The sequence below is a fragment of the Streptomyces sp. 3MP-14 genome (assembly GCF_006334905.2).
GTDB classification, from domain to species: domain Bacteria; phylum Actinomycetota; class Actinomycetes; order Streptomycetales; family Streptomycetaceae; genus Streptomyces; species Streptomyces triticirhizae.
Window position 1 is genome coordinate 297,818 of record NZ_VDLZ02000001.1, and the last position, 23,799, is coordinate 321,616.

General features: G+C 75.8%; 18 protein-coding genes and 1 pseudogene. 11 read left to right on the forward strand and 8 right to left on the reverse strand.

Annotation, left to right across the window (positions count from 1 at the left end):
- The first annotated feature begins 239 nt into the window (after window positions 1-239).
- Together FH609_RS01275 and FH609_RS01280 are read left to right on the forward strand one after the other, a co-directional pair.
- Entirely contained in the window at window positions 240-785 is a 546-nt protein-coding gene (locus tag FH609_RS01275) for a GNAT family N-acetyltransferase (protein WP_405378790.1), read from the forward strand.
- Window positions 775-1,320, forward strand: coding sequence for an AAA family ATPase (locus tag FH609_RS01280; protein WP_139665672.1), 546 nt, complete (start codon window positions 775-777; stop codon window positions 1,318-1,320). Before FH609_RS01275 ends, FH609_RS01280 begins: the two co-directional genes overlap by 11 nt.
- Before the next feature lie 24 nt (window positions 1,321-1,344).
- On the opposite strand, the gene FH609_RS30745 is transcribed toward FH609_RS01280, so the two are convergent.
- Together FH609_RS30745 and FH609_RS01290 are read right to left on the reverse strand one after the other, a co-directional pair.
- Window positions 1,345-2,823 (reverse strand): hypothetical protein, encoded by a 1,479-nt coding sequence (locus FH609_RS30745; RefSeq protein WP_193317742.1) that lies wholly within the window; start codon window positions 2,821-2,823, stop codon window positions 1,345-1,347.
- A 113-nt stretch (window positions 2,824-2,936) separates the two neighbouring features.
- The gene (locus tag FH609_RS01290; RefSeq protein ID WP_226961304.1) at window positions 2,937-3,878 is read right to left on the reverse strand and encodes an NmrA family transcriptional regulator; all 942 of its coding nucleotides are present in this window, start codon (window positions 3,876-3,878) and stop codon (window positions 2,937-2,939) included.
- An 81-nt stretch (window positions 3,879-3,959) separates the two neighbouring features.
- Here FH609_RS01290 and FH609_RS01295 point away from each other — a divergent pair, with 81 nt between their 5' ends.
- Window positions 3,960-4,934: an AraC family transcriptional regulator gene (locus tag FH609_RS01295; RefSeq protein WP_139665671.1), complete on the forward strand. Its 975-nt coding sequence runs from the start codon at window positions 3,960-3,962 to the stop codon at window positions 4,932-4,934.
- A 162-nt stretch (window positions 4,935-5,096) separates the two neighbouring features.
- Complete coding sequence (locus tag FH609_RS01300; RefSeq protein WP_139665670.1) at window positions 5,097-5,606, forward strand: GNAT family N-acetyltransferase; 510 nt, start codon at window positions 5,097-5,099, stop codon at window positions 5,604-5,606.
- A gap of 22 nt (window positions 5,607-5,628) precedes the next feature.
- On the opposite strand, the gene FH609_RS01305 is transcribed toward FH609_RS01300, so the two are convergent.
- The 4 genes from FH609_RS01305 to FH609_RS01320 form a co-directional block, all read right to left on the reverse strand.
- Entirely contained in the window at window positions 5,629-7,092 is a 1,464-nt protein-coding gene (locus FH609_RS01305) for a bifunctional phosphatase PAP2/diacylglycerol kinase family protein (RefSeq protein ID WP_139665669.1), read from the reverse strand.
- Between the two features lie 1,604 nt (window positions 7,093-8,696).
- On the reverse strand, window positions 8,697-10,091 hold the full coding sequence (locus tag FH609_RS01310) for a hypothetical protein (protein WP_139665668.1): 1,395 nt from the start codon (window positions 10,089-10,091) through the stop codon (window positions 8,697-8,699).
- Between the two features lie 343 nt (window positions 10,092-10,434).
- The gene (locus FH609_RS01315; RefSeq protein ID WP_139665667.1) at window positions 10,435-10,788 is read right to left on the reverse strand and encodes a cupin; all 354 of its coding nucleotides are present in this window, start codon (window positions 10,786-10,788) and stop codon (window positions 10,435-10,437) included.
- A 157-nt stretch (window positions 10,789-10,945) separates the two neighbouring features.
- On the reverse strand, window positions 10,946-13,153 hold the full coding sequence (locus FH609_RS01320; protein ID WP_139665666.1) for a molybdopterin oxidoreductase family protein: 2,208 nt from the start codon (window positions 13,151-13,153) through the stop codon (window positions 10,946-10,948).
- Window positions 13,154-13,336: 183 nt separating this feature from the next.
- Between FH609_RS01320 and FH609_RS01325 the strand changes: the two genes are divergently transcribed.
- From FH609_RS01325 to FH609_RS01340, 4 genes are all read left to right on the forward strand, one after another.
- A complete protein-coding gene (locus FH609_RS01325; protein WP_139665665.1) occupies window positions 13,337-14,068 on the forward strand; it encodes a sirohydrochlorin chelatase in 732 nt (243 codons plus the stop codon).
- A 33-nt stretch (window positions 14,069-14,101) separates the two neighbouring features.
- Window positions 14,102-15,421, forward strand: coding sequence for a deoxyguanosinetriphosphate triphosphohydrolase (locus FH609_RS01330; RefSeq protein ID WP_139665664.1), 1,320 nt, complete (start codon window positions 14,102-14,104; stop codon window positions 15,419-15,421).
- 73 nt (window positions 15,422-15,494) lie between these two features.
- The gene (locus tag FH609_RS01335; protein WP_226961305.1) at window positions 15,495-16,790 is read left to right on the forward strand and encodes an NAD(P)/FAD-dependent oxidoreductase; all 1,296 of its coding nucleotides are present in this window, start codon (window positions 15,495-15,497) and stop codon (window positions 16,788-16,790) included.
- A gap of 52 nt (window positions 16,791-16,842) precedes the next feature.
- The gene (locus FH609_RS01340) at window positions 16,843-17,835 is read left to right on the forward strand and encodes an Acg family FMN-binding oxidoreductase (protein ID WP_139665662.1); all 993 of its coding nucleotides are present in this window, start codon (window positions 16,843-16,845) and stop codon (window positions 17,833-17,835) included.
- A gap of 30 nt (window positions 17,836-17,865) precedes the next feature.
- Here the strand turns inward: FH609_RS01340 and FH609_RS01345 are convergent, their stop codons facing one another.
- Window positions 17,866-19,608: a pyruvate dehydrogenase gene (locus FH609_RS01345; RefSeq protein ID WP_139665661.1), complete on the reverse strand. Its 1,743-nt coding sequence runs from the start codon at window positions 19,606-19,608 to the stop codon at window positions 17,866-17,868.
- A gap of 82 nt (window positions 19,609-19,690) precedes the next feature.
- Complete coding sequence (locus FH609_RS01350; protein ID WP_139665660.1) at window positions 19,691-20,170, reverse strand: GNAT family N-acetyltransferase; 480 nt, start codon at window positions 20,168-20,170, stop codon at window positions 19,691-19,693.
- Between the two features lie 70 nt (window positions 20,171-20,240).
- Here FH609_RS01350 and dnaG point away from each other — a divergent pair, with 70 nt between their 5' ends.
- From dnaG to FH609_RS01365, 3 genes and pseudogenes are all read left to right on the forward strand, one after another.
- A complete protein-coding gene (gene dnaG / locus FH609_RS01355) occupies window positions 20,241-22,172 on the forward strand; it encodes a DNA primase (protein WP_139665659.1) in 1,932 nt (643 codons plus the stop codon).
- A gap of 78 nt (window positions 22,173-22,250) precedes the next feature.
- On the forward strand, window positions 22,251-23,369 hold the full coding sequence (locus tag FH609_RS01360) for an RNA polymerase sigma factor (RefSeq protein WP_405378816.1): 1,119 nt from the start codon (window positions 22,251-22,253) through the stop codon (window positions 23,367-23,369).
- A 116-nt stretch (window positions 23,370-23,485) separates the two neighbouring features.
- Window positions 23,486-23,788: pseudogene (locus tag FH609_RS01365) on the forward strand (thioredoxin domain-containing protein); the annotation flags it as partial.
- Between the last annotated feature and the right edge of the window lie 11 nt (window positions 23,789-23,799).

Sequence of the window (23,799 nt, forward strand, 5' to 3'; positions counted from 1 at the left end):
GGGCGCGGGGGCGGCCGTGAGGAGGGGGCGCGCGGCGGGGGCGGGCGCCGTGTTCCCGGGCGCGAAGGCGCCCTTCACCCGGCCCGTCCGTTGATCCACAATGGCTCCACCGGGCACACCGGCCCCACCACACACAGCCGGAACCCGACCCGACACGGCGCCGCCACCGCGCCGGCCCGGCCGCCGGGGAGCACGCCCGCCCCCGGCGACCTGCCGCGATGCCGGTGGTGGCTGCGAGGATGGCACACATGACCGAGCTGCGGATCGCCCACACGGCCGACCTGGACTCCGGCACGCTGGCCGCCGCCAGAGCCCTGCTCGACACGGTCTTCGGCGGCGACATGACCGACCAGGACTGGGAGCACGCGCTGGGCGGGGTGCACGCGCTGGTCTGGGAGGGCGCGGAGCTGATCGGTCACGCATCGGTGGTGCAACGGCGCGTGCTGCACGGCGGTCGCGCCCTTCGCACCGGCTATGTGGAGGGCGTGGTGGTCCGCGCCGACCGCAGGGGCCGGGGCCATGGCGCGGCGATGATGGCCGAGTTGGAGCGGGTGATCAGGGGCGGCTACGAGTTGGGCGCCCTGTCCGCCACCGAGGAGGCCCTCGACTTCTACGCGGCCAGGGGCTGGCGCCGCTGGCAGGGCCTGACCTGGGCGCTCACCCCGCTGGGCATCGCCCGCACCGAGGAGGACGACGACGGCGTCTTCGTGCTGCCGCTGCCCCGGGTCGCGATCGACCTGACCGCCGAGTTGGTGTGCGACTGGCGGGACGGCGATGTCTGGTGACGCGGCGACGTCCGGTGAGGCGGCCGGGACCGCCGGCACGCTCTTTCTCACGTGCGGCCGCCAGGCCGCCGGCAAGACCACGCTGGCCCGCCGGCTGGAGCGCGAGCGCCCCGCGCTGCGCCTGACGGCGGACGACTGGCTGCACGACCTCCAACCCGGCGTGCCGGGCGCCGCGTTGGATGTGCGACGGGAGGACGTGGAGGCGCTCCAGTGGCAGGTGGCGACCCGGGTGCTGCGGCTGGGCGCGGACGTGGTGCTCGACTGGGGCCTGTGGTCCCGCGAGGAGCGCGACCGGTACCGGAACGAGGCGCGGGCGCTCGGCGCGGGGGTGGTGCTGTGCGTGCTGGACCCGCCGCTGCCCGAGCTGCGCCGCCGGCTCGCGGCGCGCAACGCGGCGCCCGACCGGCACACCTTCGTCATTCCGCCGGCGGAGTTCGAGTACTGGGCGACGCGGTTCGAGGCGCCGACGCCCGAGGAGCTGGCGCTCTTCGACGCGCCGCCGGTGCCGGTGCCTTCGCCGTCGTCGTCGCCGTGAGCCCGGCCCGTTCCGCGCGCCCGTTCACCCGGGCTGCCGGCGGCCGGCCAGCTCGCGGAGTTCGACGCCCGCCTCCTCGTCGGGGATCTCGTGGCCCCGGTCGAAGCTCCGCAGCGTCGCCGGGCCGCCCGCGCGGGGGGCCCGCTGGGCGTAGCAGATCTCGGGCGCCTGACATCGCGGGCAGAACGGCCGGGCGACGAACGGCGCCAGGGACACCGGCCCCTGCCCGGTGAGGAGTTGGAAGGTGTGGTCGCCGACCGGCCGCGCCCAGGTGAACCGCTCCCGCTCGAAGTCCGGATGGCTGCCGGCGATCGCGAACGCCGTGACATGGAAGACCCGCTCGCGCGGCGAGTAGGAGGTGGACTCCACGTAGAGCCACGGCAGTTGGGCCAGCGGCCGGCTGGCGGCCAACGCCTCCACCAGCGTCGGCAGCAGGTCGGCCACCCGGGCGGCGGCCTCGCCCTCGGCGCGCGGCCGGCCGCCGTGCGCCCAGTCGTTCCGCTCCCGCCTGAGCCGGTGCAGCGCGGCGAGCGGCGCGCCGTGTCGCAGTGTCTCGGGCAACGCGGCCAGCCCGGGCGGCGGTTCGCCGGGCCCGGCGTTCGCGTCGCGGGCCAGCCGTTCGAGGAAGTGGGTCCAGCCGCCGAAGGTGAGGCCGCCGCCGCGCAGGCAGGCGGCGCTCAGCGCGGCGAGCGGGCCGGGCGGCGTGGCGTCGTCCTCGGCCCGGGCGCGCAGCAGCCCGGCGGCGGTGACGCCCAGCACGACGGCCAGCGCCTCGGCCGTGTCCAGCAGCGCCTCGTGGCGCTCCCGGGCGCCGTGCGCCAGTTGCAGCCGGCGCGCGAAGCGGGCCACCGGGTGCGGGAACGTGGCCGCCGCCTCGGCGAGCGGGTCGTCGGCGCGGGCCGGCGCGGGCGGCGGCGGGGCCGACGGCGCGAGCCCGGGGCCGGCGGCCGCCGGGGCGCGCCGCGCGGGGGCGGCCGGCTCCGGCCGCAGGGGCTGGTGCGGCTGCGGGTGCGGCTGCGGGTGGGGCGGGCGCGGGCCACGGGGCGGGGCCGCGGGCCCGGGCCCGGCGGGCGCCGGCCGCCGCCCGGTCGGCCGAACGCCCGTGCGCGTCCGGCGGGTTGGGCCGTGTGGCGGGTGCGGGGCCGCCGCACGGGCGCGCGGCTCGCCCGGCGCCGGCCACGCCGGCAGCGAGCGCTGCCGACGCCGCCACCGCCAGCGGCGCAGCGTCAACCGGAGCCAGGCCGGCAACAGCCCGAGGAGCGCCATCGCGAACGCCGTGGCCAGCACGGTGTCGAGCCAGACCGGGAGCGCCCCGGGCTCCTCGGCCGGCTCGCTCGTCGCCAGGGACAGCGCCATCAGGGCGCCCCAGCCGACGGTCGACCAGAAGCACCAGTCGCGGTGGAGCGGGGCGTCGAAGAGGCGCAGGACCGCGTTGCGGCGCGAGGGCGCGGGGGCCGGCGGCGGGGCGGCCTGCGGCGGGTGAGGAGAGGCGGTGCTCGTCATCGGGAACCTCCTTCCCGGCCCGCCCGTCCTCGGGCGGGGGTGAGGAGATGACCCGCGAGACGCCCAAAAGGTTGCCCGCCGCCCGGAGTTGACCGGCCCCGCCGCCCGCGCGCTCAGGCCGGCGGCCAGGCGCCGGCCGCCGCCGCGCGCCGCGCGTAGCCGGCGAAGTCCCGGGCCTGGCGGCCCAGCACCTCGGGGACGTCGGCCGTGACGGGCGTGTTGCGGCCGTCGAAGACCTCGGTGAACAGCTGCGTCAACAGCTCCGCCTCGTCCTCCGGCAGCCCCAGCGCGACCAGCCCGTCCCGGTAGGCGGCGGGCCCCACGGACCGGAACGCCACCCGCCGGCCGATCGCCGACCCCAGCGCCTCGGCGGTCTCCGCCATGGTCAGCGCGCGCGGCCCGGTCAGCTCCAGGACCCGCCCGGCGAGCCCGGGACCGGTCAGCGCGGCGACCGCCACCTCGGCCAGGTCGTCGAGGTCCACGAACGGCTCGGCCGCCGTGGCCGGCACCGGCAGCGTGAACGAGCCCCGGCGCACCTCATCAACCAGAAACTCCTCGCTGAAGTTCTGCGCGAACCAACTCCCGCGCAGCACCGTCCACTCCAGGCCCGAACGGGTGACCGCCGCCTCGGAGTCGGCGGCCCACGGCATCCCGCGCCCGGAAAGCAGCACCAGCCGGCGCACGCCGCTGCGGGCCGCCAGCGCGGCGAAGTCCGCCAGGTCATCGGCGGCGCCGGGGGCGGCGATGTCGGACGGATAGCTGAGGTAGACGGCCAGGGCGTCGCCCAACGCGGCCGGCCAGGTGGCGGGTTGCCGCCAGTCGAAGGGCGGGCTGCCGGCCCGGGAGGCGACCCGGGCGCCGGGCAACAGCGCCGCGACCCGCCGCCCGCTCTTGCCGGTGCCGCCGACGACCAACACCTGCCCGGCGTCGATGCGTTCGCCCTGTCCGGCGCGGTCACGGCGTTCGGCGTGGTCACGGTGCCCGGCGTGCCCGGTGTGCCCGGTGCCGCTCGGGTCGGGGAAGGTGCGGGGCGCGTTGAACGTGTGCTCTGTCATGGCTCCAGTTCAGCGCCCGACGAGCGCGGGCGACATGGCTGGCCGGCTCGCGGCCATAAGCGAACGTCTAGGCTGTCCGGCATGGACCCGTTGGCCAGCCTCCTCGAAGGCCCCAGGGCGCGCGACCCGTTCCTGCTGCGCGCGCTGCTGGGCCCGCCGTGGGCCGTGCTGGTGCGGGACCAGGCGCCCCTCACGGTGCTGTGCGTGGTGCGCGGCACCGCCTGGCTGATCCCCGAGGAGCCCGGCGGGCCACGGCAGTTGACGGCCGGCTCGGTCGCGGTGCTGCGCGGCCCCGCGCCCTACCGGGTCGCCGACGACCCGGCCAGCCCGCTCCAGGCCGAGATCCTGCCCGGCGGATGCGGCGTCGCCCCGGACGGCACCGACCTGTGCGAGACGCTCGACCTGGGCACCCGTACCTGGGGCACCGGAACCGACGCTCCCAACGAGCTGCTGATCGGCACCTATCCGCTCTCCAGCGAGGTGACCGGCTCCCTGCTGCGTGCCCTGCCACCGGTGCTCTCGCTGGGGCCCCGGGAGTGGGACTGCGCGCTGCTGCCGATGCTGACCACCGAGATCACCCGGGAGGCGCCCGCGCAGAACGTGGTGCTGGGCCGGGTCCTCGACCTGCTGCTGATCTCGGTGCTGCGCGCCTGGTTCGAACGGCCCAGCAGCGAGCCGCCCGCCTGGTACCGGGCGCACGGCGACCCGGTGGTCGGCCCCGCGCTGCGGCTGCTCCGCGAACACCCCGCGCACCCCTGGACGGTGGCCGCGCTGGCCGCCAAGGTCGGCGTCTCGCGGGCGGCCCTGGCCCGCCGCTTCACCGAACTGGTCGGCCGGCCGCCGATGGCCCATCTCACCGACCGCCGCCTGGACCTGGCCGCCGAGCTGCTGCTCGACCCGGACCTGACGGTGGAGGCGGTGGCCCGGCGCGTCGGCTACGGCAGCGCCTTCGCGCTGAGCACCGCGTTCAAGCGGGAACGCGGCATCACCCCGAGCGACCACCGGGACGCGGCCGCGGCGGCCGCCGCCACGGCCGCCGCGACGGTGGACGCCTGAGAAGCCCGGGCCGCGCGCCCCGTTCGGGGGGAGCCGGCTGCGCCGCCCGTGGGAACCGGCGCCGCCCCGGCGCATCCCGCTTGACCAGGCCCCCACCGCCTGTTGATCTTCTCGGGTCCCCGGGGTGCGCCGAGCCCCGGCCCATCCCGTGAGGAGCCGTCGATGACCGACACCAGCCCGCCCGTGACCCTGCGCCCCGCCACCGAGCGGGACGCCGACTTCCTGGCCGACATCCTGCTGGAGGCGTTCAACTGGACGGGGGAGGCCAGGTTCACCCGCGAGCAGCTGCTGGCCGACCCCAAGTCGGCCCAGTATGTGGCCGACTGGCCCGGGCCCGACGACTTCGGCGTCATCGCCGAGGACCCGACGACGGGGGAGCGGATCGGCGCCTGCTGGGCCAGGCCGCTGCCCCCCGAGACCCCCGGCTACGGCTATGTGGCGCCCGACGTACCGGAGTTGACGCTGGGCGTGCTGCCGGCCCACCGGCGGCGCGGGGTGGGGAAGGCGCTGCTGGACGCCGTGGTGGCGGCCGCCGGCGAGCGCGGCCTCGCGCGGCTGAGCCTCAGCGTCGAGGACGGCAACGGGGTCGCCGCCCTCTACCGTTCCCGTGGCTTCGTCCCCGTCGGAAGGGACGGCGACGCCGACACCATGGTCCTCGACCTGAAGCCCTGACCGCCCGCCGCGCCGCCGTGGCTCAGGCGCGGCGGTAGACGGTCAGCGGCGCCGGGTGCTTGTCGATCAGCAGGTCGCTCGGCGCCGGCCCGGCCTCGCCGTCGTAGGCGAGGGACGCGTCGCCCGGCAGCCCGGAGAGCCGCAGCCGGGGCAGCCGGGCTGCCGCGTAGACCCCCGAGTTGCCCAGCGTTCCGGTGAGCGCCGCGACCACCACCCGGGTGCGGGCCAGCCGCCGGTCGGCGCGCACCGTCCGCACGTCCAACAGCCCGTCGTCGAGCTGGGTGCGGTGCGCGGGCGCGAACCCCTCAGGCGAGTACAGGCCGTTCCCCGCGAAGAGCAGCCACAGCCGCTGGCGGTGGCCGTTGATCTCCACCTCGATCGGCTGCCCCGTGCGCATCAGCCGCGCCATCGACACCACCGCCGACGGCCACTTGCCGATCCGGTCCTCCAACCGCTCGCGCGCCCGCACCAGTTCGGGATACAGGCCCAGGCTGAACGTGTTGACGAAGTGGGTGGTGGGCCCCTTCGCCCGGCCGACCGGCCGCACCCGCGCCAGGTCCACCGCGATCGCCCGGCCCTCCGCCAGCGCGGCCGCCGTGTCCTCGAAGGCGTGTATCCCCATGTCCAGCGCGAAGTGGTTCAACGTCCCGCCGGGGAAGACCGCCAGCGGCAGCCGCCGCTCCACGGCCCTGGCCGCCGCCGCGTTGACGCTGCCGTCGCCGCCGCAGATGCCCAGCGCCCCGCCCCGCTCGGCCGCCCGGTCGGCGGCGGCGTCCAGCACCGTCAACAGGTCCTCGTCCTCGGCGCGTTGCACCACCTCCGCCTGCGGCAGCAGCTCCCGCAGCCGGTCGGCGTCCGAACCGGCCTGCCCCGCGCTCTCGTTGACGACCACCACCAGGCCGGCGCCCTCCGGCAGGGCCGGCGCGTGCGCGGCGTGGTGCGGCAACGTGGTGTCGGCGGGGCGGCGCGGCCACCAACGGTGGGTGACCAGCGCCGCGCCCACGCCCAGCGCGCACCCGGCCAGCACGTCCGCCGGATAGTGCACCCCGACATAGACCCGGGAGACCGCGACGGCCGCCGCGACCGGCGCCACGGCGGCGCCGAGGCCGCCGGACTCCAGGGCGACGCCGGTGGCGAACGCGGCCGCCGAGGCGGCGTGCCCCGAAGGGAACGAACTGGTGCGCGGCGACCGCGCCAGCCGCCGAGCCAACGGCACCCCGTCGATCAACGGACGCTCCCGGTGGGCGGCGTACTTCACGAAGACGTTGGTGGTCAACGAGGCGAGCGCCAGCGCCGCGACGCCCCGGGCCGCAGCGCGCCGGCCGGGGCGCCCGCCGAGGGCCGCCAGGCCGGCGGCCGAGGCCAGCCAGAGCCGGCTGTGGTTGGCCGCCTTGCTCAGCCGGGGCAGCACCGCCTGCACCCCGGGCGGCTCGGCCGCCGCCACCCGCGCGAAGATCAGCCGATCCCACCGTCCCAACGTGGACATGTCCGGCCACGCTCCTTTCCGATCGATCGACGTCACCGCGAGTGAACGTACCCGACCGCCCCCGATCAACTCCGCCGCTCGCCGTCCGGCGGGGCGGACCGGAGGCGAGGCCCCTGGGGGCCTCGCCGGACCTCCGCCGCCGGGCGGCGCGAGGCCCGTGCCGGGCGGCCGGCCAACGGGTCCTGCCGGTACGGACGTTGGCGGATTGTGGGCGATGCGCGGTGGCACGGTCGGTGTGGAGTTGCGCGGCGGGACGTGTCGGGTTCTGGGCCGACGGGTCGCGTGGTGCGGTGCCCGGGCTTTTCCGTGGCTGTGGTGAGCGGTGCCGGTCCGGGCTGTGGCGGGTGGTGGCCCCCGGCCGGGGCCCGTTCCGGGCGACGAAGTGCGGCGACTCCGTGCCGCGTCGTGACCGGCGCGCAGCGCGGCAACGGGGCTTGGCCGGACGGGCGTTGCAACAGGTCTTCCCCATCGCTTCCCTGGCGCGTGGGCCCGGCTCCCGCCGTGGGCCGGCCGGTTCGGCGCGCCGTCCCCGTTGGCCCGCCGTCTCGCGGCTGGTCCGGGCAGGGGCTGCCCGCCCGTCCGCCCCCGGGGGACCGAACCAGCGCGGCACCCCACACACCGGCGCCCCGGTCCCGCGACCGGCACCCCTCAGGCTGAACCGGTGCACCCCACCCGTTCCGGCCACTCAAGTCCCCGCCCGGCAGCGGCGCTTGCTCGGGTGGCGAGGAGCCGCGCCGGGCGCTGGGCTGGCCGCCGGCCGGGCCTGGTCGTCGGGCCCTGCGACCTGTTGCCTACTCGTCCCGGTCGGTCAAGTCCCGGCCCGGCAGCGGCTCTTGCTCGGGTGCCGAGGAGCTGCGCCCGGCGTCGGGTCGACCCGCCGGCCGGGCATGGTCGCCGGTCCGCCGACCGCGTCGACCCGCCGGTCGGCGGCTCGGTGCGGAGCCTGGGGGTCCGTGGCCTTCGGCCCGGGCGGTGGCCGGCGAGGTGCCCGGCGGGTTCCGGTGTCGTGCCGTGACGGCGTGTGAGACGCGGAACGGGTCCGTCGGGGTTGGGCCCCGGCTCACCGGTGCCCCACGGCGAAGCACGGACCGCCCCGAGCGGGTGGCGCCTGGCTGGGCACCGGGCCTTCGGCGTCGCCGCCTTGGTGCGTTGTCCGAGTTCTCGCCGTGGGCCCACCACCAGGCGGCCGGAGCAACGCACCGTACCCACCGGCCGGTTGGCCCCCACGCGCGAACGGCGCTTCCTAGGCCGGACCCGTGCGGTGCGCCCTTCCGACCGGCCAGGTCCCCGCCCGGCAGCGGCCCTTGCCCGGCGCCGGGGAGGCGCCCCGGAGCCGATCCGGCCGTCGGCCGGGCACGGTCGCGGGTCCGCCGGCTCGTCGCCCGCCCGTTTGGGCCGGTCAAGTCCCGGCCTGGCAGCGGCCGTTGCCCATGTCCCCAGGACGCGCGCCGGCGGCGGGCCGGCCGCCGGCCGGGCACGGTCGCCGGGCCCGGCGACCCGTCCCCGAAGCCCCGCCGGCAGGCGGCAGGCGCCCGGCGGCCGGCCCCGGCCACCGCACGCCGGCGAGGCCCCCGGGCCTCGCCGGCTCCGGCTCCGGCTCCGGCTCAGGTGAGCAGATCCAGCTCGCGGCGCCGCGTGTACCCCCTGCTGACCGAGAACAGCGTCGTCACCAGCAGCGTCGTCGCGCCGATGGCGCCGAACCAGGCGGGGATCACCAGGGTCGGCTCCTCGCGGGCGGGCGGCACCCGGTCGAGCGGGTCGTAGAAGAGGTCCAGGCGGTCGCCGGGCTCGAACGACCGGCAGTTGCCGAGCCGTTGGGACAGCTCCCGGCCCGCCCCGGCCGCCGCGCCCTCGGTGTCGACCAGCCGCACCTCGCACGTGGTGCTGCCGCGCGCCGGGCTCCGCTTGCTGACGATCTCCGCCGTGGCCCACTCGCCGCGCTCCCGCAGCGTCAGGTCCTGGTGGCCCTGCCAGGACATGACGACCAGCGCCACCCCCGCCAGGACGTAGACCACCAGGTAGCCGGGGCGGGTGCCGTAGTGCGTGATCTCCATGAGCAGCAGCACCAGATAGCCGATCAGCACCACCAGCAGCGGCCATATCAGCCAGTCGTCCACCTGCCACGGCACCACGGCGGCCAGCAGGGCCAGCCCACAACCCACCAGCGTCAACGCCCCGGTCAACGCCAGCACCCCACCCCGGGAGAGGCTGGTTATCCAGCGGCTGAGCCGCTCGCTGAGCCGGCTCACCGCGAACGGCTCCGCCGCGCCCCGATAGCTCGCGTAGAGGCGCCGGGTGCGCCCCTCGTGACTGTCCGGCGGCGGCGCCGGTATGCCCAGTGGCGCCCAGCCGGCCGGCGGGATCGCCGGCATCGGCGGCCGGCGCGGGGCGCGGTGCCCGAAGGCCCGCACCAGCCCGGGCACCGACCAGAGCAGCGCCACCGCCGTCCAGGAGAACAGCCCCAACGCCTTGTACGGGTCGGGTGGTTCCCCGTCCGACCCGGACACGACCTCCGTGATGCCGGCGGCCCCGCACGCCAGGCAGGCCAGCAGCCCCAGGCCCGAGGCCAGGCCCCACAGGGCCCGGCGTCCCGGCATCGGCGGCACCGCCTGCGGCACCTGGCGCAGCAGCGCGTTCAGTTCGACGACGGCCCGGTGCCCGGAGCGGAGCAGCAGGACCAGCAGCAGGGTGGCGACGGCGAGCATCGGCAGGCCGACGGCGAGGCCGGTCTGGGCGTTGATGTCGTCGCCGTCCGCGCTGGACTCGCTGGCGACGACGAAGATCATCGCGATCAGGGCGAAGAACGCGGCCAGTGTCATATGCCCCAGGAGTCGCAGCGGCGAGAGCACCCGCCGCAGCAGCCGGGCCGCCGCCTCGCCGGCCTCGGGCGGCACCCCGGGCGGATAGCGCGGGTCGGCGAACTCGGCGGGCAACGCGGGTGGCCACGGCGGCAGTCGCTCCTGCCCCGGCTGACGCGCCTGCTCCTCCATCTGCCCCATCCCCCCGCGATTCCCCCGCTGTGACCTCGGGTGTTCCCGAGCCGTTGCTCACCGTCACCCTAGCGGCCGCCTATGACACCGGCCCATCCCCCTTGACAGCCGGGCCAGGACCGGGACAGCACGGCTGGGAGCCGACGGCGCCGGCCACGACGTCGCCCGGCGCCGCCAAGCACGCACGGCCCCCGCCGACCGCCAACGGCCGGCGCCGCCCGCCAACGCCCGGCGCCGCCCCACCCGTTCGGCCGCCCGGGCCGCCCGGGCCGACCGGGCCGGTCCGCCGCCGGCACCACCGCCCGGCGCGGCCAGCGCGGCCAGCGCGCCGGACTGCCCGCCGCGCCGGCGGCTAGCGGCGCGTGTCCGTGACGACCACCGGCTCCCCGGTGGCCGTCACCGAGGTCAGCAGCACCACCGCGTCGCTCACCGCCGTCAGGTCGTGCCGCTCCTGCGGCACCCGCGCCAGCTGCCCCGCGCGCAGCGCGAGATCCTCCTCGCCGCAGCGCATCCGCACCTCGCCGCGCAGCACCTGGAGGCTGGCCGCCGGCGGCGCCTCGTGCTCCTCCAGCCGCGCCCCGCCGGCCAGCGCGATCACGCTCTGCCGCAACGGGCCGTCCCGCAGGAAGAGATGGGCGCTGCGGCCGTGTTCGGCTCGCAGCGCCTGGGCCAGATGCTCGTCGGCGAGCCGGGTGAGGTCGTTCATGCCCTCCATGCTGCCCGCCCCACCGCCCGCCGCAACCGGACCGGCGGCACCGTCACCCCCGCCCGTCGCCCGTCGCCCGCCGCAACCGGACCGGCGGCACCGTCACCCTCGCCCGTCGCCCGTCGCCCGCGCCGCACCCGGACCGCGCCCGCACCCGTCACGCCTCGTCGGCGCGTTCCACCCGCACCGCGCAGACCTTGAACTCCGGCATCCGCGACGTCGGGTCCAGCGCCGGGTTCGTCAGCGAGTTGGCCCGCCCCTCACCCGGCCAGTGGAACGGCATGAAGACGGTGTCGGGCCGGATGTCCGCGCTGATCCTGGCCGGCGCCACCGCCCGGCCGCGCCGCGAGACCACCGCCAGTCGCTCACCCTCCGTCACCCCCAGCCGGTCGGCCAGCCTCGGGTGCAGCTGCACGAACGGCCCGGGTGCCGCCGCGTTCTGCCGCGCGACCCGCCGGGTCTGCGCCCCCGACTGGTACTGCGCCAGCACCCGCCCCGTGGTCAGCAGCAGCGGGTACTCCGCGTCCGGCTCCTCGGCCGCCGGCCGGTGCAGCACCGGCGCGAACCTGGCCCGGCCGTCGGGCGTGGCGAACCGGTCGAGGAAGAGCCGGGGCGTGCCCGGGTGCGGCGGCCCCTCCGCGCGTTCGGGGCAGGGCCAGAAGACCCCGTCCTCCTCGGCTATCCGCCGGTAGGTGATCCCCGAGTAGTCCGCCTTGCCGCCGGCCGAGGCGCGCCGCAGCTCGTCGAACACCTCGGCCGGGTCGGTCGGGAAGCCCTTCTCCCAACCCAGCCGCGCCGCCAGCGCGTTGAGCACCTCCAGGTCGCCGCGGCAGCCGGGCGGCGGGGCGAGTGCGCGCTGCCGCAGGATCACCCGGCCCTCCAGGTTGGTCATCGTCCCGGTCTCCTCGGCCCACTGGGTCACGGGCAGCACCACGTCCGCCAGCCGCGCGCTCTCCGAGAGGACCACGTCGCAGACCGCCAGGAAGTCCAGCGCCCTCATGCGCTCCTCGACATGCGCCGCCCTGGGCGCGGAGACCACCGGGTTGGAGGCCATCAGCAGCAGCGCCCGCACCCCGTCGGGGGTGTCGCGGCCCAGCGCGTCGAGCAGTTCGTAGGCGCTGCGCCCGGGGCCCGGCAGGGTGTCGGGATCGACGCCCCACACGCCGGCGACGTGTTCCCTGGCGGCCTGGTCGGCGAGCATCCGGTAGCCGGGCAGCTGGTCCGCCTTCTGCCCGTGTTCCCGCCCGCCCTGCCCGTTGCCCTGCCCGGTGAGGCAGCCGTAGCCGGACAGCGGCCGGCCGGCGCGGCCGGTGGCCAGGCACAGGTTGATCCAGGCGCCCACCGTGTCGGTGCCCTTGGAGTGCTGCTCGGGCCCCCTGGCCGTCAGCACCATCGCGGCCTCCGGCGCGCAGAACATCCGCACCGCCTCGCGCAGCCGGGGAACGGGCACCCCCGTGACCCGTTCCACCAGCTCGGGCCAGTGCGCCATCGCCGCCGCCCTGGCCTCCTCCCAGCCCGAGGTGCGCTCGGCGACGAACGCCTCGTCGACCCGGCCCTCGGCGACCACCAGGTGCAGCATCCCCAGGGCCAGCGCCAGGTCGGTGCCGGGACGCGGGGCGAGGTGGAGGTCGGCCTGCTCGGCGGTGCGGGTGCGGCGCGGGTCGATGACGATCAGGGTGCCGCCGTTCTCCCTCAGCTCGGTGAAGTAGCGCAGCGCCGGCGGCATGGTGTCGGCGAGGTTGGAGCCGACGAGGATCACGCAGCCGGTGCGCGGGATGTCGGCGAGGGGGAACGGCAGCCCCCGGTCCACGCCGAACGCCCGGTTCCCGGCGGCGGCCGCCGACGACATGCAGAACCTGCCGTTGTAGTCGATCTGCGACGAGCCCAGCACCAGCCGCGTGAACTTGCCCAGCGCGTACGCCTTCTCGTTGGTGAGACCGCCGCCGCCGAAGACCCCGACCGCGTCGGTGCCGTGCCGCTCGCGGACGCCGGACAGGCCGGCGGCCACCCGGTCGAGTGCGGTCTCCCAGTCGGTCGGCACCAGCGCCCCGCTGCCCGGGTCCCGCACCAGCGGCTGGGTCAGCCGCAGCCCCCGCGCCAGCACCTCGGGCGCGGTGCGGCCCTTGCCGCACAGGGCGCCCCGGTTGACGGGGAACGCGTCGCGCTCCACCACCTCGACCCCGCCGGCCGTCGCCGGCGCGGGCGCCAGCCGCATTCCGCACTGGAGCGCGCAGTACGGACAGTGCGTGTCGACGGCCGCGTCAACGGCCGCGTCGACGGCTGGGGCAGCGGCCGCGTCGACGGCTGCGTCTGCCGAGAGGGAGCCGGGTTCCGAACGGGCCTCGGGGGTCGTGGGGCGCGTCATGCCGCCATCGTCTGTCGGGCGTGTTACGGAAGGCAACGCCCTGGGTTACGGAGCACGGCCCCGGGCGTTACCCGTCGGCGGCGTTCCCCTCAGCTCGCGGGCGCGCGAGGGGTGAGGAACGGGGCCGGCGGTCGTGACGACTCGGCAACACGGCGGCAATCTCGCGGGCGCAGGCTGGTGCCCATGACCGACCGCAGCCAGCCCACCCTCCTCGCCGTGGCCCACGGCTCGCCCGACCCCAGGGCCGAGCCGGTCGTCCGCGCGCTGGTGCGGCTGGTCCGCGCCCTGCGGCCGTCCGTCCGCGTGGAGCTGGGGCACCTGGAGAGCGACCGGCCGCTGCTGGGCGAGACGCTGAACCGGCTGCACGGCTCGGCCGTTCTGGTGCCGCTCCTCTTCAGCCGGGGCTACCACGTCAAGCACGACATCCCGGGCACGCTGGCGACGGTGGCCGACCGGCTGCGGGCCACCGTAGCCGGCTCGCTCGGCCCGCACCCGCTGCTCGCCGAGGCGCTGCACAGCCGGCTGGTCGAGGCCGGCTACCGGCCGGGCAGCGCCGTGGTGTTGGCCGCCGCCGGCTCCCGCGACCCGGAGTCGGCCGCCGGCACCCGCTACACGGCGGCGATGCTCGCCACCCGGCTCGGCGGCGTGCCGGTCGTGCCGGCGTACGCCTCCGCCAGCGCGCCGACCGTGCCGCAGGCGGTCGCCGCGCTGCGCGCGCGGGGGCACCGGGAGGTCGCGGTGGCGTCCTGCTTCGTGGCGCCGGGCCGGTTCGCCGAGCGCTGCGCCGAGGCGGCGCCCGGCGTGGTGGCCGCCCCGCTGGGCAGCCACCCGGCGCTCGCCCGGCTGCTGCTGCACCGCTACGACCAGGCGCGCGCCGCCTGGCGCGCGCCCGCGCTGGCGGCCACCACCGGCTGAGAGCCGTCCCGCCCGGCGCGCTACGGTCGGGGCATGGGCAAGGGCGCGGGAACAGTCGAGGACGCGGTGAGCGGCGCGGGTGGCGGCTACGACCCGCACGCCGCCGAGCGGTTCGATCCCGAGCCGGACAAGCGGCCGGGACGCACCGCGTTCCAGCGGGACCGGGCCCGGGTGCAGCACTCCTCAGCGCTGCGCAGGCTCGCCGGCAAGACGCAGGTGGTGACGCTCGACGAGGCCGCCACCCGCCAGGACTGGGACGCCGCGCCCCGCACCCGGCTGACCCACTCGCTGGAGTGCGCCCAGATCGGCCGCGACCTCGGCGCCGCCCTCGGCTGCGACATGGACGTCGTGGAGGCCGCCTGCCTGGCACACGACCTGGGGCACCCGCCGTTCGGCCACAACGGGGAGCGGGTCCTGGACCGGGTGGCCGCCGACTGCGGCGGCTTCGAGGGCAACGCGCAGTCGCTGCGGCTGCTGACCCGCCTCGAACCCAAGCGGCTCACCGACACCGGCGACGGCGCCGGCCTACGCTCCTTCGGGCTCAACCTGACGCGCGCCACCCTGGACGCGGCCACCAAGTACCCCTGGCCGCGCGGCGGTCAGCCCGGGAACCCGTCCTCGCCCAAGTACGGGGTGTACGACGACGACCTGCCGGTCTTCGGCTGGCTGCGGCTCGGCGCGCCCGAGGGCCGGCGCTGCTTCGAGGCGCAGGTGATGGACTGGGCCGACGACGTGGCGTACTCGGTGCACGACGTGGAGGACGGCCTGCACGCCGGCCATCTCGACCCGGCGGCGCTGCTCGCCGACCCGGAGCGGGAGGCGGTCTTCGAGGTCGCCGCGAAGCGCTACGCGCCGTCCGGGGTGGCCGAGGCCGAGCTGGCCGAGGCGCTGGACCGGCTGTTGGCGCAGGAGTGGTGGCCGCACGGCTACGACGGGGGCGCGCTGGCGCAGGCCCGGCTGAAGGACGCGACCAGCCAGCTGATCGGCCGGTTCTGCCTGGCCGCCGAGCGGGCCACCCGGGAGCGGTTCGGCCCGGGGCCGCTGCGCCGCTACGGGGCCGACGTGGTGGTGCCGCGCGGGACGCGGCTGGAGTGCGCGGTGCTCAAGGCGGTGGCGGACGTTCATGTGATGCAGCGTCCGGAGCACGCGCGGGCGCGCGGCGAACAGCGCGCGCTGCTGGAGGAGTTGTGCGAGGCGCTGCGCCACCGTGCGCCCGAAGGTCTCGACCCGCAGTACCGGGCGCTGTTCGCGGCGGCCGGCGACGACCGGGCGCGGCTGCGGGTGCTGGTCGACCAGGTCGCGGCGCTGACCGACTCGGCCGCCCGCGCCCGGCACGCGCGCCTGACAGGCTGACATCCCCCTTCCGGTGTCGCCCGAGGTGGGGCAGGCTCCTTGGGGGTGGACAAGGCCGCTGGGAGGAATGCGCGTGGACGGGACACGGACGTTCGTGATCATCGGCGGAGGGCTGGCGGGCGCCAAGGCGGCCGAGACCCTCCGCGCCGAGGGCTTCGGCGGGCGGGTCATACTCCTGGGCGACGAACACGAACAGCCCTACGAGCGGCCGCCGTTGTCCAAGGACTACCTGGCCGGGCGGGCCGACCGGCAGAGCGTCTTCGTGCACCCGGCGGGTTGGTACGCGGCGCACCGCGTCGAGCTGCACCTGGGGCAGCCGGCGGTGGCGATCGACCGCGAGCGGCGCGAGGTGCGGCTGGGCGACGGCACCCGGCTGCCCTACGACCGGCTGCTGCTGGCGACCGGCGCCGAGCCGCGCCGGCTGGGCATCCCCGGCACCGAGCTGGCGGGCGTCCACCATCTGCGGCGGCTGGCGCACGCCGACCATCTGCGCGGGGCGCTGACCGGGCCAGGCCGGGACGAGGACCCGCTGGTGATCGCGGGCGCCGGCTGGATCGGCCTGGAAGTGGCGGCGGCCGCCCGGGAGTTGGGCGTTCCGGTGGTGGTGGTCGAGCCGGAGCCCGGGCCGCTGCACCGGGTGCTGGGGCCCGAGCTGGGCGAGGTGCTGGCGGGGCTGCACGCCGAGCACGGGGTGACGTTCCGCTTCGGCGACCGGCTGGCCGCGATCGAGGGCCGGGACGGGATCGTCGCCGGGGTGCGCACCGAGGGCGGCGAGCGGCTGCCGGCCCGCGCGGTGCTCGCCGCGATCGGCGCAAGGCCGCGCACCGCGCTGGCCGCCTCGGCCGGCCTGGAGCTGGCGGACGAGGGCGTCGGCGGCATCGCCGTGGACGCCTCGCTGCGCACCAGCGACCCCGCGATCTTCGCGGCCGGCGACGTCGCCGCCCAGGAGCTGGGCAGCGGCCCCGACCGGCGGCGCGTCGAGCACTGGGCCAACGCGCTGCACGCCGGCCCGGCCGCCGCCCGCGCGATGCTGGGCCGCGAGGTGGTCTTCGACCGGGTGCCGTACTTCTTCTCCGACCAGTACGACATGGGCCTGGAGTACTCGGGCTGGGCGCCGGCCGGCGACTACGACCGGGTGGTGTGGCGCGGCGACCGGGAGCGGCGCACCTTTGTCGCGTTCTGGCTGCGCGGCCGGCGGGTGCTGGCCGGCCTCTCGATGAACGTGTGGGACGTCACCGACGCCGTGCAGCGGCTGGTGCGCTCCGGCCGCGAGGTGGACCCGGAGGTGCTGGCCGACCCGGACGTCCCGCTGGCCGGGCTGCTCGGCGAGGAGCCCGCCGGGCAGGCGAGATCCGGCCAGGGGGGTTAGAAAGGGGACGAGGCCCAACCGGCCTCGACGACGTTCCCCTCCGGGAGGTGCGGTGGCCACCGAGAGTCCCTCGCAGCGGACCGTCTCCCGGCTGGTCGAGGCCGCGACGGCGGCCCCCTCGCTGCACAACGCGCAGCCCTGGCGGTTCCACTATCTGGCCGAGAGCGGGCGGCTGGAGCTGCGGGCCGCGATGGACCGCTGCCTGCCGCACTCCGACCCGCACGGCCGGGCGCTGCACATGGGCTGCGGCGCGGCCCTGCTGAACCTGCGGGTCGCCGCCGCCGACGCCGGCTGGTGCGCGGCGTTCCGGGTGCTGCCCGACCCCTACGACCCGAGGCTGCTGGCCTCCGTGCGGCTGCGCCGCGTCGACGACGCCGCCGACGACAGCACCGTGCGGGAGCGGGAGCTGGCGGCGCTGGCCGCGCTCGCCGAGCAGATCCCGCGCCGCCACACCAGCCGCCAGCCCTACGCCGACGACCGGGTGCCCGACCCGGTGCGGAACGAGCTGCGGGTGGCGGCCGAACGGGAGGGCGCCCGGCTGCTGTTCGCCTCGCCCTGGCACGCGCCGGCGGTGCTGGAGCTGGCCAGGGACGCGGAGGGCCGGGACTTCGCCGACCCGGGGCGGCTGGCCGAGCTGGCCGAGTGGACCGAGGTGGAGGTCGAGCGCGAGTCGCCGCCCGGCGACCAGGCTCACCAGCCGTCCCCGGTGCGGGACTTCGCCGGCCGCAGGGCACCCGCCGAGCGGCTGCCCGCCGGAGAGGAGGGCCCGCCGCCGCAGCTGGCGCTGCTGTCCACGGTGGAGGACCGCCCGGGGGACTGGGTGCGGGCCGGACAGGCGTTGGAACGGGCGCTGCTGGTGGCCACGGGCCACGCGCTGTCGGCGGCGGTCAGCTCCGAGTCGCTGGCCTGGACGGAGCTGGGCTGGACGGCCCGCGACCCGCTGTTGCCCGCCGGCCAGGTGCACGCCGTGCTGCGGCTCGGCTACGGCGGGCCGGCCTCGCCCACCCCGCGCCGCCCGCTCCACCAGGTGCTGGACATCCACTGAGGCGGCCCCCGAGAACGGTCCGGCCGAAAGTCAGGGCCGGGGCACGTTGCGGAGGTTGGAGCGGGCCAGCTGCGCCATCCGGCCGACGCCGCCGTCGAGGACCATCTTCCCGGCGGACAGCGCGAAGCCGGTGACCATCTCGGCCTTGATCTTGGGCGGGATGGAGAGCGCGTTGGGGTCGGTGACGATGTCGACCAGCGCGGGCCCCTTGTGCTTCAGCGCGTCCCGCAGCGCCTTCCGCAGCTCCTTGGGCTTCTCCACCCGGCTGGCGTGCACCCCGACCGCCTCCGCCATCGCCGCGAAGTCCGGGTTGCGGTAGCCGGTGCCGAACGCGGGCAGTCCGCCGACCATCATCTCCAACTCGACCATGCCCAGCGAGGAGTTGTTGAAGAGGATCACCTTCACCGGCAGGTCGTACTGGACCAGCGTCAGGAAGTCGCCCATCAGCATGGTGAAGCCGCCGTCGCCCGACATCGAGATCACCTGGCGCCTCCGGTCCAGGAACTGGGCGCCGATGGCCTGCGGCAGCGCGTTGGCCATCGAGCCGTGCCGGAACGAGCCGATCACCCGCCGCCTCCCGTTGGGCGTCAGATAGCGCGCGGCCCACACGTTGCACATCCCGGTGTCCACGGTGAAGACGGCGTCCTCGGACGCCTCCTCGTCCAGCACGAACGCCGCGTACTCCGGGTGGATCGGGGTGTGCCGCTCCACCTTGCGGGTGTAGGCGTGGACCTTGCCCTCCAGCGCGTCCACGTGCTTCTTCAGCATCCGGTCCAGGAACCGGCGGCTGCTCTTCTCCTTCACCCGGGGCGTCAGGCAGCGCAGCGTCTCCCGCACGTCGCCCCACACCCCGAGGTCCAGCTTGGAGCGCCGGCCCAGGTGCTCGGGCCGCACGTCGACCTGGACGATCCGCACGTCGTCGGGGAGGAACGCGTTGTAGGGGAAGTCGGTGCCCAGCAGCATCAGCAGGTCGCACTCGTGGGTCGCCTCGTAGGCCGCGCCATAGCCCAACAGGCCGCTCATCCCCACGTCGTACGGGTTGTCGTACTGGATGTACTCCTTGCCGCGCAGCGCGTGCCCGACCGGGGACTTGACCTTCTCGGCGAACGCCATCACCTCCTCGTGCGCGCCGGCCACCCCGTGGCCGCAGAAGAGGGTGACGCGCCGGGCCTGGTCCACCATCTCCACGAGCCGGTCGATCTGCTCGTCGGAGGGGCGGACCGTCGGCCTGGCGGTGACCAGCGCGTGCTCCTCGGCCTGCTCGGGGACCTGCTGGGCCGCGATGTCGCCGGGCAGCGCCACCACGCTGACCCCGCCCCTGCCGATGGCGTGCTGGATCGCGGTCTGGAGCACCCGGGGCATCTGCTGGCGGTTGGAGATCAGCTCGCAGTAGTGGCTGCACTCCACGAACAGCCGCTCCGGGTGGGTCTCCTGGAAGTAGCTGGTGCCGATCTCGGCGCTGGGGATGTGCGAGGCCAGCGCCAGCACCGGGGCCATCGAACGGTGCGCGTCGTACAGGCCGTTGATCAGGTGCAGGTTGCCCGGGCCGCAGGAGCCGGCGCAGGCGGCCAGCACGCCGGTGAGCTGGGCCTCGGCGCCGGCCGCGAACGCGGCGGTCTCCTCGTGGCGCACCTGGACCCAGTCGATGTTCTTCGTCCTGCGCACCGCGTCGACCACCGGGTTGAGGCTGTCGCCGACCACCCCGTACAGCCGTCTCACCCCGGAGCGCACCAGCGTGTCCACCAGCTGCTCCGCCACCGTCTGCTTGGCCATGGCCATCGACCACCTCTCGGACGTTCCTCCCGACCAGTGGGCAATTTATCCCGGATGACGCGAATTACCTGGATTATCCGTATTACCCGGAAAGGTGGGTTCTCCGGGCGAAGACCAGATGCGGCCCCACGCCCTCGATCATGAACTCCTCGCCCACCACCGCGAACTTCTGCCGCTCGTAGAAGCCGCGCGCCTCGGTGCGCCCGTTGCACCACAGCAGCCCGGCCCCGCGTTCGGCCGCCACCTCGCTCGCGGCGTCCAGCACGGCCGCCCCGTAGCCGCGCCCGCGCACCGAGGGGTCGCTGGCCATGCCCCGGAACCGCCAGGCCCGACCGGGTTCCCCGGGCGCCTCGGCGGCGAACGGTTCGGGGAACGGGTCGGGGAAGAGCGTGATGCACGCCAACACCCCCGCCGTCTCGGGTCCGTAGGCCGCCAGGTGCACCGTGTCCGGCCGCCCGTCCTCGGCGAACTCGGCGCTCTCGACCGGCAGTCCGGGCCGCAGCACCGACCAGCGCAGCGGAAGGATCTCGGCGACATCCACGACGGAGGTTCTGATCTTCATACGCGTCAACCTAACGCGGCCCCGAGAAGGCCCCTGCGGCGGTGTCGGTGCCCCGCCGTAGACTGCGAACGTGGCGGGCAGGATCAACGACGAGGACGTGCGGGCGGTCAGGGACGCGGTCCCGATCGACGCCGTGGTCTCGGAGTACCTCCAGCTGCGGCCCGGCGGCGGGGGGAACCTCAAGGGCCTGTGCCCCTTCCACGACGAGAAGTCCCCCTCGTTCCACGTCTCCCCGAGCAAGGGCCTCTTCCACTGCTTCGGCTGCCAGGAGGGCGGGGACACCCTCGCCTTCGTGATGAAGATGGAGCACCTCTCCTTCTCCGAGGCCGTCGAGCGGCTCGCCGCCCAGGCCGGCATCACGCTGCGGTACGAGCAGGGCGGGTACAGCCCGAACCGGCAGGCCGGGGAGCGCACCCGGCTGCTGGAGGCGCACCGCGCCGCCGCCCGGTTCTACGCCGAGAAGCTGGCCTCGCCCGAGGCCGAGATCGGCCGGGTCTTCCTCGCCGAGCGCGGCTTCGACCAGGCCGCCGCCGAGCACTTCGGCGTCGGCTACGCGCCCGCCGGCTGGGATCACCTGACGCGCTATCTGCGCGGCGCCGGCTTCAGCGACACCGAGCTGCTGCTCGCCGGCCTCGCCCAGGACGGCAAACGCGGCCCGATCGACCGCTTCCGGGGCCGGCTGATGTGGCCGATCCGCGACATCACCGGCGAGGTCGTCGGCTTCGGCGCCCGCCGGCTGCGCGAGGACGACAACGGCCCCAAGTACCTCAACACCCCCGAGACCCCGATCTACCGCAAGTCCCAGCTGCTGTACGGCATCGACCTGGCCAAGCGGGACATCGCCAACAGCAACCGGGCCGTCGTCGTCGAGGGCTACACCGACGTGATGGCCTGCCACCTGGCCGGCGTCACCAACGCCATCGCCACCTGCGGCACCGCCTTCGGCGGCGAGCACGTCAAGATCCTCCGCCGGCTGCTGATGGACAGCTCCGACTCGCACCGCGCCGGCGAGGTGGTCTTCACCTTCGACGGCGACGCCGCCGGCCAGAAGGCCGCGCTACGCGCCTTCGAGGACGACCAGAAGTTCGCCGCCTACACCTTCATCGCCGTCTCGCCCGGCGGGATGGACCCGTGCGAGCTGCGCATCGCCCAGGGCGACGAGGCGGTCAAGGGCCTGGTCGACACCCGCACCCCGCTCTTCGAGTTCGCCATCCGCTCCGTGGTCAACCGGCACAACCTGGACACCGCCGAGGGCCGCTCGACCGCCCTGGAGTACGCGGCGCCGCTCGTCGCCCAGATCAAGGACACCGCCATCCGGCACGAGTACGCGGTCCGGCTGGCCGGGCTGGTCGGCATCCCCGACGAGCGCTTCGTGGTGCGCAGGGTCGGGCAGTTGGCGCAGTGGAGCCGGCAGCGCCAGCAGCAGCGCGGCGGCCGGGGCGCCCCGCCGGCGCCCGTCGCCGCCGGCCCCGTTCCCGCCCAGGCCCCGGCGCCCGGCGGACCAGCGCTCACCCTGCGAAACCCGGCGCACCTCGGGGAGCGCGAGCTGCTGAAGGTCGCCCTCCAGTTCCCCGAGCTGGTCTCGCCCGCGTTCGACGCCTACGGCGAGGACGAGTTCACCGCCGCGCCCTACGCCATGGTGCGCCGCGTCATCATGGACGCCGGCGGCGTCGCCTCGGCCGACGACAGCTATCTGGACCGGGTGCGGGAGGCCGCGCCCGACGACGCGGTGCGGGTGCTGGTCAACGAGCTGGCCGTCGAGCCGCTCCAGGTCGGCCGGCGGCGGCAGCGCGAGATGGACGCCTACGCGGGCTCCCGGCTCGTCCAGGTGCGGCTCGCCGCTGTCAACCGCCGCCTGTCGCAGCTGGAGTCCGACGCCCGCCGCGCCGAGGCCCAGTCGGGGAACACCACGGCCGCCGAGGTGCGGCAGGAGCTGTGGACGCTCCAGCAGTACGCGACGGCCCTGCGGGAGCGCGGCGTCGAGGCGCTGTACGCGGTCTGAGCGCCGGGCGGCCTCCGGGTTCCGCGACGCCACGGAACAGACCGGAACCGAACGCGAACCGAACCGGAACAACATAAAATAGTGGCCGCACGCATCTCGTGGCCGGAGTCAGGTGTACCTCACACTGGGGAACGGTGCCGCTCCGCTCCCGCCGCGACCCTCCTGGAGGTCGTCCACGTGCAGACCCCGACACTCAAGCGCGCGGCTCCCGCCGCCCCCCTTCCGCCGGAGCGGGAGGAGACCTCGGAGCGGCCGACCGCGACCGCCAGAGCCGAGACGGGCGGCGGCTCGGCCAACGACCTGTTCCGCCAGTACCTGCGGGAGATCGGCCGGATACCGCTGCTCACGGCGGCCGACGAGGTCGAGCTGGCCAAGCGGGTGGAGGCCGGCCTGTTCGCCGAGGAACGGCTGAGCAGCGGCGCCGAACTCGACGAGCGACTGGCCCTGGACCTCGACCGGCTGGTGGTCAGGGGCCGGATGGCCAAGCGCCGGCTGATCGAGGCCAACCTGCGCCTGGTGGTCTCCGTCGCCAAGCGCTACGTGGGGCGCGGCCTGACCATGCTGGACCTGGTCCAGGAGGGAAACCTCGGGCTGATCAGGGCCGTTGAGAAGTTCGACTACACCAGGGGCTTCAAGTTCTCGACCTATGCCACCTGGTGGATTCGGCAGGCGATGTCCCGCGCCATCGCCGACCAGGCCCGCACCATCCGGGTGCCGGTGCACGTGGTGGAGCAGATCAACCGCGTGATCCGGGTCCAGCGGCGGGTCCTCCAGGAGCGCGGCTACGAGCCGCAACCGGAGGAGGTGGCGGCCCTGTTGGGGCTCACCCCGGCCCGGGTCGGCGAGATCCTGCGGTTGGCCCAGGACCCGGTCTCGCTCCAGACGCCGATCGGCGACGAGGACGACGTGGCGCTCGGCGACCTGATCGAGGACGTCGACATTCCCTCGCCCGCCGAGTCGGCCGCGTTCCTGCTGCTGCGCGAGCAGTTGGAGGCGGTGCTCTCCACGCTGGGCGACCGGGAGCGGCGGGTGGTCGAGCTGCGCTACGGCCTGCTCGACGGCAGGCCCCGCACGCTGGAGGAGATCGGCGGCCTCTTCGGCGTCACCAGGGAACGCATCCGCCAGATCGAACACAAGACGCTGGGCAAGCTCCGCGACCACACGTACGCGGAGCAACTGCGGGGCTATCTGGAGTAGTCGAGGCGCCGGCCGGCCGGCCGAGGCGAGGACGGCGCGGCCGGCGCGGCCGGCGCCGGCCGGCACCGACCCCGACGGACGGAGATTCCCCCACGTCCGACAGCGTCACGCAGCTCACGGACGACTCGTTCGCCGGCAGTGTCACCGGGGTCGAGGGGCCGGTGTTGGTGCACTTCTGGGCCGAGTGGGCGGGCCCCTGCAAGATCGTGCGGCCGCATCTGCGCGAGATCGCCACCGAGTACGCCGGGCGGCTCGTGGTCTTCGAGCACAACATCGACCACGGCCCCGCCACGCCCCCCAGGTACGACCTGGAGGCCGTCCCGACCCTCCTGCTGTTCGGACACGGCGCGGTGATCGGCACCAGGATCGGCGCACAGTCGAAGACGCAGCTCACGGAGTTCCTCGACGCTCACCTGTGAACGGGCCCGGG

Excerpts from the sequence above, each read along its gene's own strand:
- FH609_RS01275 (WP_405378790.1), top strand. The coding sequence starts at position 240 with ATGGCACACATGACCGAGCTGCGGATCGCCCACACGGCCGACCTGGAC.
- FH609_RS01280 (WP_139665672.1), top strand. The coding sequence starts at position 775 with ATGTCTGGTGACGCGGCGACGTCCGGTGAGGCGGCCGGGACCGCCGGC.
- FH609_RS30745 (WP_193317742.1), bottom strand. The coding sequence starts at position 2,823 with ATGACGAGCACCGCCTCTCCTCACCCGCCGCAGGCCGCCCCGCCGCCG.
- FH609_RS01290 (WP_226961304.1), bottom strand. The coding sequence starts at position 3,878 with ATGACAGAGCACACGTTCAACGCGCCCCGCACCTTCCCCGACCCGAGC.
- FH609_RS01295 (WP_139665671.1), top strand. The coding sequence starts at position 3,960 with ATGGACCCGTTGGCCAGCCTCCTCGAAGGCCCCAGGGCGCGCGACCCG.
- FH609_RS01300 (WP_139665670.1), top strand. The coding sequence starts at position 5,097 with ATGACCGACACCAGCCCGCCCGTGACCCTGCGCCCCGCCACCGAGCGG.
- FH609_RS01305 (WP_139665669.1), bottom strand. The coding sequence starts at position 7,092 with ATGTCCACGTTGGGACGGTGGGATCGGCTGATCTTCGCGCGGGTGGCG.
- FH609_RS01310 (WP_139665668.1), bottom strand. The coding sequence starts at position 10,091 with ATGGGGCAGATGGAGGAGCAGGCGCGTCAGCCGGGGCAGGAGCGACTG.
- FH609_RS01315 (WP_139665667.1), bottom strand. The coding sequence starts at position 10,788 with ATGAACGACCTCACCCGGCTCGCCGACGAGCATCTGGCCCAGGCGCTG.
- FH609_RS01320 (WP_139665666.1), bottom strand. The coding sequence starts at position 13,153 with ATGACGCGCCCCACGACCCCCGAGGCCCGTTCGGAACCCGGCTCCCTC.
- FH609_RS01325 (WP_139665665.1), top strand. The coding sequence starts at position 13,337 with ATGACCGACCGCAGCCAGCCCACCCTCCTCGCCGTGGCCCACGGCTCG.
- FH609_RS01330 (WP_139665664.1), top strand. The coding sequence starts at position 14,102 with ATGGGCAAGGGCGCGGGAACAGTCGAGGACGCGGTGAGCGGCGCGGGT.
- FH609_RS01345 (WP_139665661.1), bottom strand. The coding sequence starts at position 19,608 with ATGGCCAAGCAGACGGTGGCGGAGCAGCTGGTGGACACGCTGGTGCGC.
- FH609_RS01350 (WP_139665660.1), bottom strand. The coding sequence starts at position 20,170 with ATGAAGATCAGAACCTCCGTCGTGGATGTCGCCGAGATCCTTCCGCTG.